Below are 18633 nucleotides of genomic sequence, written 5' to 3'. Positions count from 1 at the left end.
TGGGCTGTGGAATCACCGAGCAAAAGGCTCCTCTGTGATCGGGTGCTCCGCTGTGATCTGGGTCTCACCTGCTGTGAGTGTACCCCCTGGGGAGGACCGGCCGCGATCAACGCCGCGAACGAATCAGATCGTCCGGATCGCGGCCGGCCCAGTCCTGGGTGCGAATGATTCGGCGTCGGATCATTCTCGGGCGGTGTGCTCCGGGCCCGTCGACCCGGCACACACCCGACTCAGTAGATGTTGGACGGACGGACCATGCCCTCGGCGAGATCGCCGAAGCCGGGCGCGGGGATGGCGCCGGGGTTGCCGAGCACCTCCTCGACCACCGCTGTCTCGGTGGTGATCAGCAACGCCGCGATCGACGCGGCGCTCTCCAATGCCGCGCGGGTCACCTTGCATGGATCGATGACGCCCTCGTCGAACATGTCGCCATAGGAGCCGCTCAGGGCGTTGAACCCGTGTCCGAGGGGCAGCCCGGTCACCACCTTGACCACCTCTTCGCCGTCGTAGCCGGCGTTGGTTGCGATCCAGAACAGCGGTTCGGCCAGCGAGTTGCGTACCACCTGCACGCCGGCGCCCTCATCGCCGGAGGTATCCAGCGACTCCAGGGCGCGGTGGGACTGGGCGAGCGCCGTGCCGCCACCGGAGACGATCCCGGCCTCGACCGCCGCCCGGGTCGCGGCCAGGGCGTCCTCGACACGCAGCATGCGTTCCTTGAGCTCGACACTGGTGACACCGCCGACCCGGATCACCGCGACCCGGCCGGTCATCCGAGCGATCCGCAGTTCCAGGGCGTCGCGGTCGGCGTCGATTCGTGCCCGCTCGAGCTGGGCCTCGAGATGGTGCACCCGGGCGTCGATGAGTTCCTGCGCGCCGTGCGCGCCGACGATGGTCGTCTCGTTTTCGGTGACGGTCACCCGGTCGCAGGTGCCGAGGTGCTCGATGCTGACCTCGGAGAGTTCGATCCCGGTGTCCTTGGCGATCACATGGCCGCCCAGGGCGACCGAGAGATCCTCGAGTTCGGCGATTCGGCGATGACCGAAACCCGGTGCGCGGACCACCACCGACCGCATCGTGTTGTGCATGTTGCCGCCGACGAGCAATTGCAGGGCCGGTCCGTCGACGTCCTCGGCCAGCACCAGCAGTGGCCGATCGGCGCGCTTGGCGACCTCGATGGCAGGCATGATCTCCTGCACCGAGGTGATCTTCTTGTTGGTGAGCAGCACGACCGGGTTGTCGAGCACCGCCTCCATGCGCTCGGGATTGGTCACCATGTACCCGGAGATGTACCCGTGATCGAATTCGATGCCGTCGACGACGTCCACCGACAGCCCGAGGGTGTCGGTCTCCTCGGTGGTGATGACGCCGTTCTTACCGACGTGTTCGACGGCGGCGGCGATGACCTCACCGATCACCTCGTCGTCGCTGGCGGCCAGCGATGCGATGCGTTCGAGGTCACTGCGACCGCCGACCTGCACGGCCTGTTCGGTCAGCGAGCCCAGGACGGCGGCGACGGCGCGTTCGATACCCCGCCGCACGCGCATCGGATTGGCGCCCTGTTCGACCGCTCGCAGGCCCTCGCGGACCATGGCCTGGGCCAGAACCGTCGCGGTGGTGGTGCCGTCGCCGACGACCCCGTTGGTCTTCATGGCGACTTCCTTGACCAGCTGGGCGCCCATGTTGGCGAACGGGTCTCGGAGCTGGATCTCGCGGGCGATGGTCACACCGTCGTTGGTGATCGTCGGGGGTCCGGTGAGCTTCTCCAGGACGGCGTTGCGACCCTTGGGTCCCAACGTCACCTTGACCGCGTCGGCGAGGGCATTGACGCCCCGTTCCAGCCGCAGCCGCGCTTCGGCGTTGTAGCGCAACTCCTTGGCCATGTTGTCCAGCCTTTCTCGAATATCGTGCGGGGTAGATCTTTTCGGGTGTATGTGGAGTTCTCGGGTGTGGATCAGGGGATCAGGATGGCGCGCCCCCTGACCTTGCCCGCATCGAGATCGTCGAGGGCCTGCTGGAAATCGGCGAGCGGATAGGTCGCGGTGTGCAGTGTGACCTTGCCTTGGGCAGCCAGCGTCATCAGCTCGGTGAGGTCGTTGTAGGAACCGACGAGATTGCCGATGAAGTTGATCTCGGTCGAGATGATGTCGATGGTGGGGACATTGATGTTTTCGCCGTATCCGACGACGAAGTAGTTGCCGGCCTGCCGCAGCATCGCGACACCCTCGGCCGTCGCGCCGCCCTCGCCGACGAAGTCGAGCACTGCCTCGGCGCCCTTGCCGTTGGTCAACGCCAAAACCTTCTCGATGTGGTTGCCGTCGGCGACGATTCCCTCGTGCGCACCGACCTCGACGGCGAGTGCCACCGCGTCGGGGTTGCGGTCGAGCACCACGATGGTGACCCCGGAGATCGCCGAGAGCACCTGAATCCCGATGTGGCCCAATCCGCCCGCGCCGATCACCACGCACGTGTCACCGGGTCGGGTCATCCGCGCGACCTTGGCGGCCGCGTGGTAGGCGGTCAATCCGGCGTCGGCGAGTGCGGCCACCGCGGCGGGTTCGAGTGAGTCGTCGATGCGCACCACACTGCGGGCGGTCGTCTTCAGATAGTCGGCGTAGCCGCCGTCGGTATCGATTCCGGGAAACTTGCTGTTCTCGCAATGCACGTCGTCACCGTCGCGGCACGCCCGGCACAGTCCGCAGGTGATCAGCGGGTGCAGGATGACCTTGTCGCCCACGGCGACGTTGGTGACGGCATCACCGATCGCCTCGACCCAGCCGGCGTTCTCGTGGCCGATCGTGTAGGGAAGGGCCACACCGCTCTTGGCTTCCCACTGGCCCTCAAGGATGTGCAAATCCGTCCGGCACACGCCGGCACCGCCGATGCGCACGATCACATCGAGTGGCCCGGTGACTTGCGGATCCGGAATCTCGTTGAGTTGCAATTTGTCGTGGTACCCGACCACCTGTACCGCTCTCATGCCGGCCTCTTCTCGTCGATTGCGCCCCCGCTGGTGCGCAGATTGGTGATCACCGGGCCGCTGACGCCGTCACACTCGCCGTCGTCGGCGTAACGGGTGGCCAGCAGACCGCGGCAGAAATGGCTGTTGCCCTCCATCGAGATCCGCACCGATCGCGCGAAGCGCAAGCGCATCGGGATCTGCTCGGGCGGCAGGGTGGTGCCGTCCTCGCCCACGACGACCCGGCAGTTGGGGCACACACCCAGCCCGAGCTGCACGCGGCGGCGCAGCAGTGCCCACTTGGCTGAATCGTCGGGCAGATCGCGCAGCAACAGCTGTTCACAGTTGTCGACGCTGACGCGACCGGACGAGATGAGCTTGGCCACAGCGCGTTCCATCGCCGCGGTGTGCGCCTTGCGCAGGAACGTCAGCCGCAGCTCCTCGAGGTCTTGTTCGGCCTCCACACCGAAGGTGCCCTTGTAGCCGGCATGCGCGGCGAGCCCGGCGTTGATCTTGTCCGAGTCGTGGTGGTCGTCGAGCATGACCCGCACGTTCCCGATGCCGTCGATGTCCTCGAGTGCGTCGAGGGCATCGGAAGCCATCAGATACGCGAAGTTGGGCGAGCAGAACGACGTGGGCAGCCGTAGGTGAACGGCGACCCCGTCGTCGTCGATGAAGATCGATCGGACGAAGTTCAACTCGGTGATCGGTTGGTCGAGTTCGGGATCGAGCACGGTACCCAGTGCCTCGAGCACCGCGTCGACGACCCTCACATCGGTATCGGGCGGCTCCGACAGTGCCGTCATGATGCGACCGCATCCTTTGCGCCCGCGGCCACCTCGGCTCCCGGGTCGGCGGCGTCGGTGGGAATACGCAGTTCGGCGGGCACCTCGATGTGCGGGTACAGCGCGGCGGCGTTGAGGCCGAGGATCTTTCGCTTCTGATCGGTGGTGATCGGGGCGTACTCGGTCATGTCCTCAGGGATCTGGAAGTCGACGAAACGCTCCACCAGCCACTGTGGTGTCCACAGCGCATAGTCGCTGGCGAAGAGGATCTTGTCCTCGCCGATCCAATACAGGAGCTCGCCGATGATCTGTGCGAAGTACCGCGGCCGCGTGTGGATGAACGGAATCGCCACGGCCAGGCCGCCGTAGACATTCGACTCCTGGGTGGCGATCCAGCAGAAGTCCTCGAGGCGGGGGAGCCCGACGTGCTCGATGATGAAGTTCAGGTCGAGATAGTCGGTGGCGACCTTGTCGACGTCGGCGACATCGAAGGCATCGCGGTCGAGCGGCCGGATGGTGGGGCCCTTGTGTACGTGCACGTTCTTGATGCCCAGCTTGATGCACTCTTCGAGATACCTGCGCGACCAGTGGTCGTCGAGCTTGTATCCCCTTGATTCGCCATGCCATTCGGCCGTGTAGAGCTTTACGCCCTTGAGATCCATCGTCTCGGCGTCTCGGCGGAGCTGCTCGAGGCCGTCCTCGCCGTCGCGCGGATCATAGGCGTGGTTGTAGGTGAGTTTGCCGGGATTGTCCTGGCAGAGTTTCAGTGCGTCGTCGACCTGGGCGAAGCCGTTGACGTAGAAGTCCCGCAGGATGGTGGCCTGGAAGATCGCATGATCGGCCGGCCCTTCCTCGAAGAGATCCCGCATGAGGCGATCGGGGCCGTAGTAGCAGTAGGTGTCGTAGTCCCACAGCTGTTCGGCGGGACTGAGATTGCGGTGGTAGTCGTAGAAGCAGTCGATGAACTGTTTGCCGTGGATGTTGCGCTGGTTGGATTCGCGGCCGTCCCATAGGTGGACGTGGGCATCGACAATGAAATACTTGTCGCCATTCTTCTCGTACATCGCTATCACTCGCTCTCTCGTGGCGTTGACGGGGCTGTGTGGGCTGAAAACTGATGCTGTGGTGACGTGTCGGGTAGTGGAATTCGCCGCCGGGGCCTGCTTGCGGGGGCGTGACGACCCCGGCGGCGAAGTTCTGTGCGACCTCCCCTAGGAGGCGGTCAGATCGAAGCCGATGAACTCGGCGGCGTCCTCGGGACTGGCGAACAAGATGGTCTTGTCGTCGAGGTGAACCATCCGTCCGTAGTGGGTCGAACTGATCTCCTCGAAGATCGATCCGTCGAAGTCCTGGCCGAGGGCGTCGGTCAGTTCGTCATAGTCGAAATCGAGACGGTTGACCCCGTCGACGCGGATCATCGAGGGGTATTCGGTGAGTTCGACACCGTCCTTGGCGCCCATCACGTCGGCGACGATGCGCCCGATCGGTGTGTTCATGAGCGTCACACCGCACATGTTGGAGAACTCGGTATCGGCTCCGAATTGCATGGTGCTCACTTGTTCAACTCCTCTGGGATATCGACATCGATGGCTGCCAGGACATCGGCGAACTTGGTCTTCGCGTGGTCGAGGCTGGATGAGAACGTGACGGACTTGTCCGCCGGCTGCGACCAGATTGGCTGCAATCCGCGGGCGGCGTCGAGGCACCGGGGAACCCATTCGGACATCCACCGCGAGAACAGCTTGCGATTGTCGATGCCGTGCTTCTCGTCGCGGGCGAGCATCTGGAACAGGGCACGCGAGTAGTTCAGGTCCCGGTCATAGTCGTACTCGCCGGTGCCGACGATCGTCGGGGTGATGTAGTCGCCGTTGCGGGCGGCGACCTGCATCACCAGCTCGGACCGGAACAGCGAGCCCACCAGTTGCTCGAAGACGATGTTGGAGCAGAACAACAATTCGGCCCAGTCGCCGATCGCGGTCAGGCGCTCGACCGCCTCCCGGGTGGGCTGCCACTCGGGAGCCGACTGCCAGACCTCCTTGTGCGCCGACCCGTCGAACGACTCCTCGGCCTCGGAGAGGTCCAGATTGAACAGCGCCAGATCCTGCGCGAAACGCAGCTTATGGGCGGCGTTGACGCAGACCGCGTTGTTGATCATGTTGGTCGGCGCGGACCGCTGAATCGAGGTGAACACGTGCAGACCCATGCCGCTCTCGGCGTGCATCCAGGCACCGAGGTTGCGCTCGATGAACTTGAGCCACGCGGAGTTCCAGCCGTCGTAGGCCCGTGCGCGCTTGGCGTTCTGCAGGCACAGATCGACCTGATGCACGACCGCAGAGTTGTTGCGGTAGATCGACTGTTCCCACTCCTCGTTGGGGTCGAGGAACTCATGCCAATTGCTCGACTGCGCCGAGGTCCATTCCTTCGGGTATCCGCCGGGACCGTCGCCGAAGCCGTAGATCCAGCCCTGGGTGAGGTGGCGTTCGGGATCCGGCTGGACGTCGACGGTGACGTCCTCGTAGATCGTGGCGCGCTTCTTGGAGGGCTGATAGTAGTTGTACTTGCGGCTGCGGCTGCTCGGGAATTCCCGTGCGCCGGCCTCGGCGTCGGTGAATTCGATGGATGGGAAGCTGCGTTCCCGGGGTTGCGCTGGTGCGGACATACCTTTCGTTCCTTCTCGTTCAGGCTGACTCGACCGCGGTGGTCGTGATCAGGAGTCGAATGCCGGGCTGGTGAACTTGTCGTAGAAGATCTGGTCGTGAGGAACCGAATGCTGTTCCGCCAGCGCGAGAGCTGCATCGACCATGGGTGGGGGACCGCAGAAATACACCTCCGTTCGGGCGAGGTCCGCTTCGTTGTCGTTGACGATGTCGGTGACGTTCCCGCTGATGACCGTGACGCCCTCGGGTGCGCCGTCGGTGCTCTCCGACAGACATGCGGTGAAGGAGAAGTTCTCGATCTTCTCACCGAGAGTGGCGATTTCGTCGAGTAGGAAGAGATCGGCGGCGGTCCGTGCGCCGTAATAGAACCGAATAGGACGGTTCAGGCCGGTCTCGCTGATGTGTCTCAGGAGAGACAGGAGCGGTGCCATCCCCGCGCCGCCGCCGATTGCCACGATGGGCAAGACGTGCCCGTTGCGCAGGGTGCACGACCCGTACGGACCGTTCAGCGTGATCTCCTGACCCACCGACAGGCCGTCGGTGAGCATCCCGGCGAACAGTCCACCGGGATACTTCTTGATCAGGAACTCGAGCCGATCCGGGGTGGCCTGGGTGCTGGCAATCGAGAACGAGCGTTTGTCCTCGGTGCCCGGGATGAACAGGTCGAAATACTGTCCTGACTTGAACTCCACGGACTCCGGTTCGACGACATCGAGTGTGAGGGAGACGATGTCGGGGGTCATTGGCTCGATGGCAGCGACTTTCGTGGTGACATCCTGGATGGGTGCACCGCCGAGGAGTTCGTCCTCGTCGAAGTTGAGGAGCTCGATCTCGCAGTCGCTGTAAGCGTAAGTGCGGCAGAGAAGTACGTAACCCTCGGCCTCTTCGGCGTCATTGCAGGCGAAGGTGGAGTAGTCGTCCATCTGGACGTCGCCTCCGAGCATGTACGACTTGCAGGCCGAGCAACGGCCCTCGCGGCAGCCGTGCATGAGGTGGATTCCTTGCCGGAATGCGGCGTCGAGGATGGTTTCGTCCTCGCCGACCTCCATCTCGATGTCGACGGGTTCGAAGCTGATCTTGTGCGTGTCGGCCATGAAGTCTCCTGGGGCGCAGAGCGGTATGCGGGTGTAGCCGGAACGGCCAGGGCGTATCGAGGTCGCGCGTGGTGGGCCTCGATACGCCCTCGCCAGGGGCGCCCGGCGTTGCGGACCAGGGCGCCACGGATCAGACCGTGACGGCCCCGTTCTTGTTGGCCATGTAGGCGGCGATGTGGGCTTCACGCTCGTCATCGCTCATCTCGTTGAGTGCCACGTTGGGGCTGCCGAACGGGATGCCGCGCACATCGTCGAGCGTCCACATCTTCTTGGGGTCGAGATCCAGATGCGGTTGCGGGATCAGGGTTTTGCCGTCATCGCGGACGTAGCCGAGATCAGTGATGATGTCGGCGAGATCTTTGCCGTGATGCAGAGTCTCCCATTCGCGGAAACCGGTGAGACGACCCATGTTCGGTGTCGGGCGACCCTCGTACTCGGGACGGAACGCGACCTTGTCGGTCCAGGCGCAGGTCTCCGAGCAGTAGGTGCGCCATTGGCCGTCGACCTTGTCGGTGACCATGTCCTCGCGGATGAGGCACGGCACCATACAGGTCCAGCAGCGGTGCGGGTACTGGTAGTCGACGTCCTCGAAGGCGATCGGCTTGTTCTTGCCGGGGTAGGCCAGACGGTTGTAGTTCTCCCACCACTTGCCGAACTTGTTGTACCAGCCGGGGTACTTCTCCTCGAACCACTCGAAGTCGGTGTCGGTCATGGCGTCGATCCGCCAGTAGTTGACCGGCCAGCCGGTGGCGAAGAAGCGGGCGACCTCGTGCACATAGTGCTTGTCGACGATGCGGTTCCATGCCTCCTCGACCAGATCGTGCGGGATGGTCAACCCGTACTTCTCCAGGGGCAGAAGGTAACTGCGGTAGTAGTCGTCGTAGATCCACCGACGCCACATCTCGGCGTAGGACTCCCGGTCCTTGCGGCGGTCCTTGGTGCCGTACTCGATGAACGTACCGATCGCAGCGTCGACGACGCAGTGGTTGTTCCACCACGCGTAGCGCAGATCCCGTTCGAGCAGCGGACGATTGCGCTCGTCGGCCAGCGCCATCAGCAAGATGGAATAGCCGTTGGAGATGTGGCGGGACTCATCGGACTGTACCGAGTGGAAGACCGTCGGCAGCAGGTAGTCGCCGTTGGCCGCGGCCTCGTCGGGCATCGCCACGAACAAGGTGTTGGTGAAGGCCGTCTCCGCGACCACCGTCAGGTAGATGTTCGCAGCGGTGATGGCGTCACCGGTGATGAATCCCTCGCCGAACTGACGGCCGATCGTGCCCGCGTAGTTGTTGGCGAAGGCCTTCTCGGTGATGTCGAAGCCGGCCGGGTCGATGTAGTTGTTCATGTACAGCTTCTTGAGGTTCATCTGGATCGTCGAATGACGAACCTCGTCGATCATCTGTACCGCGAGTCCGTTGTGGATCTCCGGATTGGGGACGGCGTCGATGGCCATCGGCATCGCGCGGGCCGCCGAGATCTCGGGGAACGGAATGATCGACAAGAACAGCTTCTGCCATTCGAGCCAGCGTTCCTGGACCTGACGGAACATGTTGCCGCGGATAGCGCCGTCCATGGCGCCGTAAACGCGGTTGTCCTTCTCCTCTTCCATCGGGAAGTACGACCGCATGATCTGCTTGAGCGGATCCTTTTTTGGTGCTTTCTCGAACGTGTAGTCGGTTCCGAACCGGGTTGCCGGGGTGGCGAAGGTGGGCTCCCACGACAGCTCGGTGATCTTCGCATGGGCCTTGGTCAAGCTCTGCCTGCTCAATGTGCGCCTCCTGTAGAAGAGCCGACGCGGTGTCGGCCTGCGGGCTGAAGCGCTACTGATACAACCGCGTGATGTGTCTCACACCCGTCTCACTGTGAGACTGGCCACATATCCATTGGCGTGGATCTGCGGTTGCGGAGGGTCTGAAACCGGCTGACCAGCGCAGATGTGTGTCGACTTCGCCTTTGCGTGTCCTGCAGGGCGCACAAACCCGAAGTCGGCACACATCTGCGGAAGATCTGACGTCGGGCGGAACTGCGGCAAGGCGTGCCGCGTCCAACTCGGCATGATGACCTTTCCCACCGATACCCACGGCCTCATACATCGAACGGCGGTGATCGCCGTCGGATTGACCGACGAGGATCTCGCCCGAGCGGTACGCACCAAGCAGATCGTGCGGATCGTCCGCGGGGTCTACGCCGAGGCGGTGCGCCGAGAGCCCGAGGAACTCCACCGACTGACCGCGATCGCAACGGTGCTCACCGGGACCTCCGACGCGCCGTTGAGTCACCAGAGCGCGGCCGCGGTCCTCGGCCTCGCCATGCTCGAACCCAACTTCCGTCGCGTCCACCGCACCGCGCCGACGGGCTTTCGAACCACGACGCTGCACCGTCACGTCGGTGAGGTATCCGAGGCGCACACCGTCGTGATCGACGGCGTGTCGGTGACCTCGCTCGAACGGACCGCCGTCGATGTCGCCTGCGGCGCCGACGGTTTCGCGAGGGCGCTGGCCGTCTTCGACGCCGCGCTCCGGCGGGGTGCCGATCGTGAGGTGATGGCCATGATGCTGGCCGGCTCTCGTCGCGGGGTCGGGCGGGCCCGGCATGCACTGCGCTTCGCCGACGGAAAAGCCGAGAGCCCAGGGGAGTCGTGGAGTCGCGCCCAACTGATCGAGGCCGGGCTGCGTCCGGCTCGGCTGCAGCACGAGTTCTACGACAAGCACGGCATCTTCGTCGCCCGGACCGATTTCGACTGGGACGGTCTGCTCGTCGGGGAGTTCGACGGCAAGGTCAAGTACCAGAAGCTACTGCGGCCCGGAGAAGACGTCACCGAGGTCGTACTGCACGAGAAGGCCCGCGAAGACGCGCTCCGCGCGATGGGCATCATGGTGATCCGCTGGGTCTGGGACGATCTGCGCCGCGGCACGGTGGTCGCGAAGGTGCGTCACTGGCTGGTCCACCTCGCGCTGATGGCGGCCTGACCTGCCGTGAATATGTGTCGACTTCGGCGTTGTGTGTCCTGCAGGACACACAAAGGCGAAGTCGACACAGATTTGGGCGGGGTTACTGCGCCTCTGGTCCGTAGGACAGATGCACGACCCCGTTGTCGAAGACGTCGTGGCCGACGACACGCAGCCGGGTGTCTCCGAGGTCGTCGAACAGACGCGCGCCGGTTCCCAGGACCACCGGGTAGACGAGCAGATGCAGCTCGTCGACCAATCCGTCGGCCAGCAGCGCCCGCACCAGTTGTCCACTGCCGCTGATGTAGATGCCGCCATCGGTACGCGCCTTGAGATCGGCGACGTTGCGGGCGGAGTACGGGCCGAATGCCGACGAATTGCGCCAGGCCTCTTGCGCCTCGGCATCGGTCAGCGTCGAGGACACGACGTACTTAGGTGTGTCGTTGAAGAACGGCGCGCCGGGATCGTCATCGGCCGTTCGGGTCGACCAGGCCGGGGCGAACATGTCGAAGGTGTTGTGGCCCAGCAGGATCGCTGTCGACGACGACATGATCTCACCCAGGGTGGCACCCATGGCATCGGTGAACCCATAGGGCGCGGTGAATGCCGGGTCCTCGAATCGGCCGTCGAGGCTGACGAACTCGTGAACGTGGATCTTTCCCATCGCGGTGAACTCCTTGTCGGTGCGGCCGACGGACGACCCGTCGGTGTGCTCGTATCCGTATCGACCGGGAGCGCCGCAGAAACTCATCGGCCTGGCGGCGTCCCGTCCAGCGCTTGGTACACCGCGGCCTCGAAGCCCAGCGCTGCGCGCATCGCCGTCGGGTCCGCGAACGGGAAGAGCTGGGTCCCCCAAGCGCCGGCGATCCCGCTCGACGGATCGATCCAGAAATATACATTGGCCAGTCCGGCCCATCCGTAGGAGCCGCTGCGGCGCCCGGTGGGGGCGTCGGCCTCGTTGGTCATCGCGAGAAGGTTCCAGCCCTTGGCGATGCCCGGGAAGAATTCCGCGTCGCGGGTGCGCCGCGGGTCGACGCCGGGCAGTGCGGTGACCTTCAGGTGGCCGAGCTGATCGGCGGTGGCAGCGGCGACCGTCTCCGGTCGCAGGAGTTGCTCGCCGTCGTCGGTGTACCCGCCGCACAGCCACAGCCGCAGGAACCGAAGGACGTCGGCAATCGTGGAGTAGAGGCCCTGCCCGCCCATATCGACCAGTGGTTCGTCCGGCGCAGTCGGAGTGCGCAGCGCTTTGAGGGATCCGTCGGGCAGACGGGCGTGCAGTCGGGCGGTGCGGGCCAGCGCGGCAGCGTCGCGCGCAAAGGTGGTGTCGGACATACCCAGAGGCGTCAACAATCGCTGGGTCATGGTGTCACCGAGGCGGTGGCCGGTGATGCCCTCGATCACCAATCCGGCCCAGTCGAGGTTGGTTCCGTACTCCCAGCGGGTGCCGGGATCGAACATCAATGTCGTCCCCAACGATTCGACGGTCCCGGCGGCCACGTCGGGCAGATCCTGTGCACGGGTTACCCGGGTGTAGTCCGCGTTGAAGAAGGCGTAGGCGAAACCCGCTGTGTGGGTGAGGAGTTGACGGGTGGTCGGGATGCTTGCCGGTTCCCGCAGGCGCGGCGTGCCGTCGTCGTCGAATCCGTCGAGCACGGTGAGTCCGGCCAGTCGGGGTTCGTACTCGGCGGCCGGGGCGTCGAGGTCGAGGGCTCCATCGTCGGCGAGTTGCAGAGCGAGGGTTGCGGTGAGCGCCTTGGTGACCGAATAGAGGGCCAGTACCGAGTCGGTGGCGATCGGTCCGACCGAACCAAGGTGGACCGTCTGCTCGGCGGTGCTCACCCCGGTGACGACGCCCGGCAGAGCCGAATTGTCGGTGGAAATCAACCAGTCGTCGGCAGCGGCGGCGATGCGGTCGGTCGCGGGCTGCGGAGTGGGTGTCGCCATGGCGACTACCCTGCCAGGCCGCCGACGAAGCGCTCCAGGCGCTCGAGTGCGTCGGTGAGATCGGCGGTCGAGGCCGCATACGACAGCCGGATGCGGTCGTCTGCGGTGGCGACGCCGAAATCCTTGCCCGGGGTGAGTGCGACGTGCGCCTCGCGCAGAGCACGGTCGCAGAACTCCGCCGACCCCAGGCCCGTCGGCGAGACGTCGATGTAGACGTAAAACGCGCCGTCCGGCGGGACCGGGACGGGCAGGCCGATGCGCTCGAGACCGTCGAGGACGAGGCGACGGCGACCGACGAACTCCCGTCGACGATCCTCGGCGACACCGAGTGACTGCGGGGTGAAACAACTCAAGGCCGCGTGCTGCGCAGGGGTCGGCGGACTGACGTAGTAGTTCTGCGCGAGCCGCTCGACGACGTCGACGAGGACGTCGGGCAGGATCGCCCATCCCAGCCGCCATCCGGTCATGCCGAAGTACTTGGAGAAGCTGTTGATGACGACGGTCGACGCGGTGGCGGTCGGGTCGGCGAGCGCACTGCGCGGCGGATGACCGTCGGCGTCGGGATCGGCGAGACCCAGATAGATCTCGTCGACGATGCTCCACCCACCGCGATCGCCGACCTCGCGACACATCCGACGCAGGTCGTCGTGGGGAATTGAGGTACCCGTCGGATTCGACGGCGAGGCCACGATGACCCCGCGCGTCGTCTCTTCCCACGACCGTGTGACGAGATCCGGTGTCAGTTGGTAGTGGTTGTCCGGTGTCGTGGGAATCAATGAGACCCGCGCTCCGAAGCTCTCGGCAAACTGCCGATTGCACGGATAGGAGGGGTCGCCGATGAGGACGCCGTCGCCGTCGTCGATCAGTGCAGCGCAGGTCAGCAGCAACGCTGCCGAGGCGCCGGTGGTGACGGCGACCCGACGCGGATCAACCTCGGCGCGAAAGTGTGTCGCGTAGAACCCGGCGATCGCCTCGCGCAGCTCGACGGTGCCGAGCGCCTCGGTGTAGGCCATCGGCCGGCCATCGGCGGCGTCGCGCGCGGCGGCGAGGAACTGCGGGGGCGGCCCGAAATCCGGCTCGCCGATGTTGAGTCGGATGACGCGGTGTCCGGCTGCCTCCACGGCCGCGGCCTTCTTGGCGAACTCCATCGCGTAGAAGGGTGCCACCCGGTGCGCGCGCCGCGAGATGTGCATGGACCCATTCTGCTCAACGGCGCGCACCGGAGGGGTCGGTGGGTGGGCCGGTCAGGTCAACGGTGGGTCAGGACTCGGACAGATCGATGTCGATGAGCGCGAAGTTCTCCTGGACACGCGAGCGCGTCACCGGCTCGTGGAAGGATGATGTCGCCGCGCCGAATGTGCCGTCGCAACACCACTTGTGCCTCCGTGCGGCCCTTCTCCTCGGTAACATTCCTCAGCACCGGATCATCGAGGACGTCGCTCCGCACAATCGGCGACCATGCCTCGGTGGCGATGTTGTGTTCGGAAATTCAAGGTGCGCAGCGGTTTTGGTCGCGGTAGGGGCGCACCTCGAGCTGGTTGGCCGCGGGCGCGACCTCGGTCTCGGCGAACAGGCGCTCGAGGTGATGCTTCTGGAAATAGGAGACGCCGATCGCGCGGGCCCTACCATCGGCGTAGGCCGCTCCATCGCCCTCGAGGGCTCGACGACATCGCCGACGTCGGGCAGCGGCCAATGGATCAGATGCAGGTCGACGTGCGCGACACGGGGCTGTTCCGGGGATTCGTCGGCGAGGGCGTCGTCGAAGGCGTGAAAGCTGTTGTTGGGCTTGGTATGAAGAACTCATCGCTGGTTATACGCAGACTTACGCACTGCCGCAACGGCTTCGGCTTGTTCTCGTGCATCTGCGCGGCCCTCGATGTGACGATAGGTTACTTCGAGGGCCGAGGGCCGAGGGCCGAGGGGCAGGCCTCGACGGTGTCCTCGGGCTTGATCCGGAAGACGCCGAAATTGTGCTGAGGAATCTCGTCGCCGTTGTTGAGTATTGTGAAAGTGACTGTGATAAAGCGCCTTTCACTGTGGTGGTGAAGGGTGTGCCCGCCAGGTGTGCGCAGGAGAGTGCCTCACGGAAGGAGGACGAACTTGCCCCGAGGGTGGCGCCCGGACAGGTCGGCCAACGCCTGACCGGCGCTGTCCAGAGGGTACGTCGCGGCGACCTCGGTCACCAGTGACCCGTCGGCGGCTGCGGCGATCAGCGGCTCGACGGCCTCGGCCCGATGACGTTTGCTGTCGCTGCTCGATCCGTCGAGCAACGTGATTCCGTCCTCGGCGCGGCCGAAGGCGACGATGCTCACGATGCGTGAGCGATCGGCCAGCAGTTCCAGCGAGACATCGATCGCCTCGTCCGTGCCGACCGTGTCGATGGCGGCGGTGACCGTCCCCGGCGCCGCGTCGCGGATGCGTTCGATCAGCCCGTCGCCATAGGTGACCGGGATCGCCCCAAGTCCGTGCAGATACTCGTGATTGTTCTGCGCGGCGGTGGCAATGACCGTCGCCCCGGCCTTCACCGCGAGCTGGACTGCGACGACCCCCACCGCGCCCGCGCCGCCGTGCACCACGATGACATCGCCGTCGGCGACGTGTGCGGTTGCGACGGCATCAGCGGCGGTCACGCCCACCAGCAACAGGCCAGCGGCGCGCTGAACGTCGAGGCTCTCGGGCCGGCGATGGAGCCGGTCGGTCGCGACCACAATGTGGTCGGCATACGCCCCGGATACCGGATAACCGATGACCGGATCGCCGACGGCGAGATCGTCGGTGCCGGGTCCGACCGCCCGAACGGTGCCTGCGACCTCATTGCCGACCGGTCGCGGCAGGGCGGACTCATCGGTGCCCATCAAACCCCGGACGATCTTGGCGTCGATCGGGTTCACGCCGATGGCCTCGACTGCCACCACGGCCTGCCCCGGGCCGGGGACCGGCAACTCGACCTTGACGGCATCGAGGACGTCGAGGGGATCGCCGTACCGCACGGCGACGACCTGACGGGCGGTCACCGTAGCGGAGTCGATGTCGAGGGTGTTGTCGTTGGCGTCTGGGGTGGTGGCGTTGGGGGAATCGGTCACGGTCGGTTCAAGGACGCCCGGCCGCGCGATATTCCGACGGTGACATCGACTCAGCGACATCGACTCAGCGACATCGACTCAGCGACATCGACTCAGCGACATCGGCTCAGCGACATCGGCTCAGCGACGAAACCAGGCGCGTTCGTCGCCGTCGAGCGCGCGGGCCACCCGGTGGCGGGTGGTCTCCGCGAGCGGCTCCGGCAGATCGTCGGTGGAAAACCAGGCCACCGCGAGGTTCTCGTCGTCGCCGACGCGCGGTTCGCCGTCGACGTGCCGCGCGAGGAAGCACACGTCGAGATACTGCGTCTGATCCCCGTTCGGATAGGTGATCATCGGTGTCACGTCGATGCTCGTCAGACGGTCGACGGCCGCGGTGATCCCGGTTTCCTCGGCGATCTCCCGAACGATCGCGTCCGCGGGTTCCTCCCCGGGCTCGAGAACCCCCGAGACCACCGCCCACTCCTCGGTGTCGGCACGGTGGGTCAGCAACACGCGGCCGGAGTCGTCGACGACGACCCCGCTGACCCCTGACAGCCACAGGGGGGCGTGTCCGACGTGAGCACGAAGATCACGGATGAATTCGGGGATCGTCATGATGACGATCTTGCCTTCCGCATCCGAACACCGCCGGGCGCGCCGCCAGCCTCGGTGCTCGTGTCCATATTGCCGCTGGTGAGCCGCCCGACATCCACAGTTCGCACTCGCGTTCGATTTCTTGTCGGTGCCCGGTGATTCACTGGGCCCATCCCGATGTAGAGGAGGCCACGGTGTTCGACCCATTCACCCCCGATTTCGACGCTCCCGATCCCGACGCTCCCGATCCCGACGCTCCCAATCCCGACGCTCCCAATCCGATCACACCCGGCCCCGGCACATCCGAGTCGGGCGAACCCGATCCGGATCTGGTCTGGACGGCGATGCGTGACTGGCTCACCGATTCCGTCGCGGGCATACCTGCCGGCGGCGTCCTCGACCTGGGTCCCGCCGAGTACGGCGACTCCGACGCCGCCGGTGACGTTCCGGGCGCGCAGATCCTGGTACTTCGTGATCAGACGATGATGGTCAGGCTCTCGACGACGCTGATGGACGTCCCGTCGGTTGCCGGATACGCGGTACCGCGCGCGATGCTCGACCGCTGGAACTACGAGGATCGGTTCCGTGATTGCACGCACGGATATCTGCTCACCCGCTCACGCGGCTGCGTCGCGGACGTGTGCGTCGCCTGGTTCCGGGACCGCCGGGCGATCAGTGGTCCCGCAGTCCTTGGTTGCCACTACACCACCGGCGATCCCGACCCCCGGGCCCGCGCCGCAGGGCGCGGCTCGGATGGGGGAGACCCCTGATCTTTCCCCCGGAAATCCCGCTGACCAGTGAATTCTGGTGTCCGCGGGCGCATGGTGGAGTCATGAACACCACAACAGACACCACCACCACTCACGACGGCAGCGCTCGCCGCACCGGCCCGAACTTCTGGAAGGTCCTGGGCATCATCGCGATCGTCCTCATCGCACTGGCGATCCTCGGACCGATTCTCAAGGGGCTGTTCTGGATTGGTCTGATCGGTCTGGCCCTCTACGGCGGGATCATGCTGGTTCGAGCCTCGCGCAACACCGGTGGACCCACATCTCCCGGCTTCTGATCCCGCAGACGGCGAGCCGCAGCAGACCGGTCGAAGCGCGCATGGAGATGCCGCGTCGACCTGCGACGATGACCCCACTGCGGTTACTCTCCCCTCATGCCGAGGGTGATCGCCACCATCAGTCTGAAGGGCGGGGTGGGCAAGACGACGGTAACCGCCGGGGTCGCCGAATTCTTGTCCGGTGTATTCGGTAAACGGGTGCTCTTGATCGATCTTGACGCCCAGACCAGCCTGACGGCGGTCATGATCGGCCCCGAGCGTTGGCTCGAACTCAACGATCGGGGGCGGACCCTCGCCACGCTGTTCTCCGACGCCCTCGACGGGACTGCGTATTTCGATCGTGAGGCCGTACTGCAGCGTGGGGTGTCGTCGGTGGCGGGGGTTACCGGTGTGGACCTGCTGCCGGCATCGCTGGATCTGATCGAGCTCGCCGAAGAGTTGAGTGCGCGGCGGGTACTGGCCGACGACCACACCGCCGCCGTGGAGATCCTTCGCCGCGCCATCGCACCCGTCGCCGACGACTACGACTTCATCCTGATCGACTGCCCACCCACCATGGGACCCTTCACCCTCAACGGGCTCGCCTGCGCCGACGGCTTCCTTATTCCGACCATTCCGGATGTCTTGTCCACCTACGCCATTCCGCACGTGCAACGCCATGTCGGCGACTTTGCCAGCGAGATCGGACGCGACATCCGTGAGCTCGGAGTCGTGATCAGTAAGTACCGGCCGTCGTCGGCGCTGCACCAGGCCACGGTGAAGCGGCTGCGTCGTGACACCACCATCCAGAACGTGCTACCCGCTTATCTCCACGAGGGCAACGTTGTTGGTGCGGCCGCCGCGTTCGAGCCGTGGCCCACACTGCGCGCCAAATACGGCCATCACGGCCACTATGAGCAGTTCGAGGCGCTCACGCGTGTGGTCATGACCGAGGCGTTGGCCAAACTCGGCGGATAGCGGGACCCTCGCCGGTTCGGCGGACGCATCGATCAGCTCAGCCGGTCCAGCTGGTCGATGAGTTCACTCCCCGGAATGCCCGCTGCCTTCGAATGCCGCAGCGGCTTGACCCGCTCGAGGACGATCTGGTTCGGTCTGGTTAGCAAGCGCACTGAGCACCTCGTCGCTGAGCACCTCGTCGAGGAATTCCTCGGGGCGAGACACCGCAACCGGCTGACGCCGGACTGCCCGCCGACGTACACACGGACTGCGTCGCGAGGAGTTGGCGCACGTGGCCGGATGTCGACCGACTATGACAGCCGGCTCACTCGCGGCTCAATGAACGGGACCACCTATTCCGGCCGGCCGATCGGAATTCACCGGATGCGCGGGGAAGGTCATATGGGCCGACGGATACGGGCCGCGCTGCTGGATATCGCCGCAGCACCACCGACCGATGGGTTACCGACGAGGCGACCCGAGCACGGTTTCGACGAGGCCGCTCACGACCATCACTCATGAGCGCACACCAAGCCCGCGCACACCAAGCCCGCGCACACCAAGCCCGCGCACACTGGCGACGATGCCGGG

At 65.3% G+C, this 18633-nt stretch carries 18 protein-coding genes; 5 read left to right on the top strand and 13 right to left on the bottom strand.

Annotated elements, in window-relative coordinates:
* Window positions 1-230 precede the first annotated feature (230 nt).
* From groL to EF294_RS10510, 8 genes are all read right to left on the bottom strand, one after another.
* Window positions 231-1880, bottom strand: coding sequence for a chaperonin GroEL (gene groL / locus EF294_RS10545; RefSeq protein ID WP_123929285.1), 1650 nt, complete (start codon window positions 1878-1880; stop codon window positions 231-233).
* 71 nt (window positions 1881-1951) lie between these two features.
* Window positions 1952-2977 carry an NAD(P)-dependent alcohol dehydrogenase gene (locus EF294_RS10540; protein WP_123929282.1) on the bottom strand — a complete coding sequence of 342 codons (1026 nt, stop codon included), beginning with the start codon at window positions 2975-2977 and terminating at the stop codon, window positions 1952-1954.
* Window positions 2974-3762 carry an iron-sulfur cluster assembly protein gene (locus EF294_RS10535; protein ID WP_123929279.1) on the bottom strand — a complete coding sequence of 263 codons (789 nt, stop codon included), beginning with the start codon at window positions 3760-3762 and terminating at the stop codon, window positions 2974-2976. Before EF294_RS10535 ends, EF294_RS10540 begins: the two co-directional genes overlap by 4 nt.
* Entirely contained in the window at window positions 3759-4805 is a 1047-nt protein-coding gene (locus tag EF294_RS10530) for an amidohydrolase family protein (protein WP_123929276.1), read from the bottom strand. The genes EF294_RS10535 and EF294_RS10530 overlap by 4 nt, the downstream gene beginning before the upstream one ends.
* Before the next feature lie 147 nt (window positions 4806-4952).
* The gene (gene mimD / locus EF294_RS10525; protein ID WP_185091039.1) at window positions 4953-5288 is read right to left on the bottom strand and encodes a propane 2-monooxygenase effector subunit MimD; all 336 of its coding nucleotides are present in this window, start codon (window positions 5286-5288) and stop codon (window positions 4953-4955) included.
* Window positions 5289-5293: 5 nt separating this feature from the next.
* Window positions 5294-6400, bottom strand: coding sequence for an aromatic/alkene monooxygenase hydroxylase subunit beta (locus EF294_RS10520; RefSeq protein WP_123929273.1), 1107 nt, complete (start codon window positions 6398-6400; stop codon window positions 5294-5296).
* 48 nt (window positions 6401-6448) lie between these two features.
* Entirely contained in the window at window positions 6449-7492 is a 1044-nt protein-coding gene (locus EF294_RS10515; RefSeq protein WP_123929270.1) for a 2Fe-2S iron-sulfur cluster-binding protein, read from the bottom strand.
* 130 nt (window positions 7493-7622) lie between these two features.
* Window positions 7623-9260, bottom strand: coding sequence for an aromatic/alkene/methane monooxygenase hydroxylase/oxygenase subunit alpha (locus EF294_RS10510; protein ID WP_014360863.1), 1638 nt, complete (start codon window positions 9258-9260; stop codon window positions 7623-7625).
* 286 nt (window positions 9261-9546) lie between these two features.
* Here EF294_RS10510 and EF294_RS10505 point away from each other — a divergent pair, with 286 nt between their 5' ends.
* A complete protein-coding gene (locus EF294_RS10505) occupies window positions 9547-10461 on the top strand; it encodes a hypothetical protein (RefSeq protein ID WP_123929268.1) in 915 nt (304 codons plus the stop codon).
* Window positions 10462-10543: 82 nt separating this feature from the next.
* On the opposite strand, the gene EF294_RS10500 is transcribed toward EF294_RS10505, so the two are convergent.
* From EF294_RS10500 to EF294_RS10490, 3 genes are all read right to left on the bottom strand, one after another.
* Window positions 10544-11104, bottom strand: a complete 561-nt coding sequence (locus EF294_RS10500) for a dihydrofolate reductase family protein (RefSeq protein ID WP_123929623.1) — start codon at window positions 11102-11104, stop codon at window positions 10544-10546.
* A gap of 83 nt (window positions 11105-11187) precedes the next feature.
* Window positions 11188-12384: a serine hydrolase domain-containing protein gene (locus EF294_RS10495; RefSeq protein ID WP_123929265.1), complete on the bottom strand. Its 1197-nt coding sequence runs from the start codon at window positions 12382-12384 to the stop codon at window positions 11188-11190.
* Between the two features lie 5 nt (window positions 12385-12389).
* Complete coding sequence (locus tag EF294_RS10490) at window positions 12390-13577, bottom strand: aminotransferase class I/II-fold pyridoxal phosphate-dependent enzyme (protein WP_123929262.1); 1188 nt, start codon at window positions 13575-13577, stop codon at window positions 12390-12392.
* Between the two features lie 499 nt (window positions 13578-14076).
* On the opposite strand from EF294_RS10490, the gene EF294_RS10485 reads away from it, so the two are divergent.
* Window positions 14077-14361 (top strand): hypothetical protein, encoded by a 285-nt coding sequence (locus tag EF294_RS10485; protein WP_123929259.1) that lies wholly within the window; start codon window positions 14077-14079, stop codon window positions 14359-14361.
* Between the two features lie 104 nt (window positions 14362-14465).
* Here the strand turns inward: EF294_RS10485 and EF294_RS10480 are convergent, their stop codons facing one another.
* Both EF294_RS10480 and EF294_RS10475 read right to left on the bottom strand, forming a co-directional pair.
* Entirely contained in the window at window positions 14466-15467 is a 1002-nt protein-coding gene (locus EF294_RS10480) for an NADP-dependent oxidoreductase (protein ID WP_123929256.1), read from the bottom strand.
* 120 nt (window positions 15468-15587) lie between these two features.
* Complete coding sequence (locus EF294_RS10475) at window positions 15588-16061, bottom strand: NUDIX hydrolase (protein ID WP_123929254.1); 474 nt, start codon at window positions 16059-16061, stop codon at window positions 15588-15590.
* 173 nt (window positions 16062-16234) lie between these two features.
* Here EF294_RS10475 and EF294_RS10465 point away from each other — a divergent pair, with 173 nt between their 5' ends.
* The 3 genes from EF294_RS10465 (at window position 16235) to EF294_RS10455 (ending at window position 18063) form a co-directional block, all read left to right on the top strand.
* Window positions 16235-16810: a hypothetical protein gene (locus EF294_RS10465; RefSeq protein WP_246007801.1), complete on the top strand. Its 576-nt coding sequence runs from the start codon at window positions 16235-16237 to the stop codon at window positions 16808-16810.
* A 62-nt stretch (window positions 16811-16872) separates the two neighbouring features.
* On the top strand, window positions 16873-17106 hold the full coding sequence (locus EF294_RS10460; protein ID WP_123929244.1) for a hypothetical protein: 234 nt from the start codon (window positions 16873-16875) through the stop codon (window positions 17104-17106).
* Window positions 17107-17202: 96 nt separating this feature from the next.
* A complete protein-coding gene (locus EF294_RS10455) occupies window positions 17203-18063 on the top strand; it encodes a ParA family protein (protein ID WP_123929241.1) in 861 nt (286 codons plus the stop codon).
* The last annotated feature ends 570 nt before the right edge of the window (window positions 18064-18633 follow it).

This window comes from Gordonia oryzae, assembly GCF_003797185.1.
GTDB classification, from domain to species: domain Bacteria; phylum Actinomycetota; class Actinomycetes; order Mycobacteriales; family Mycobacteriaceae; genus Gordonia; species Gordonia oryzae.
The sequence above is the reverse complement of the archived record's forward strand: the minus strand, read 5'-3'. Positions and strand labels throughout refer to the sequence as shown.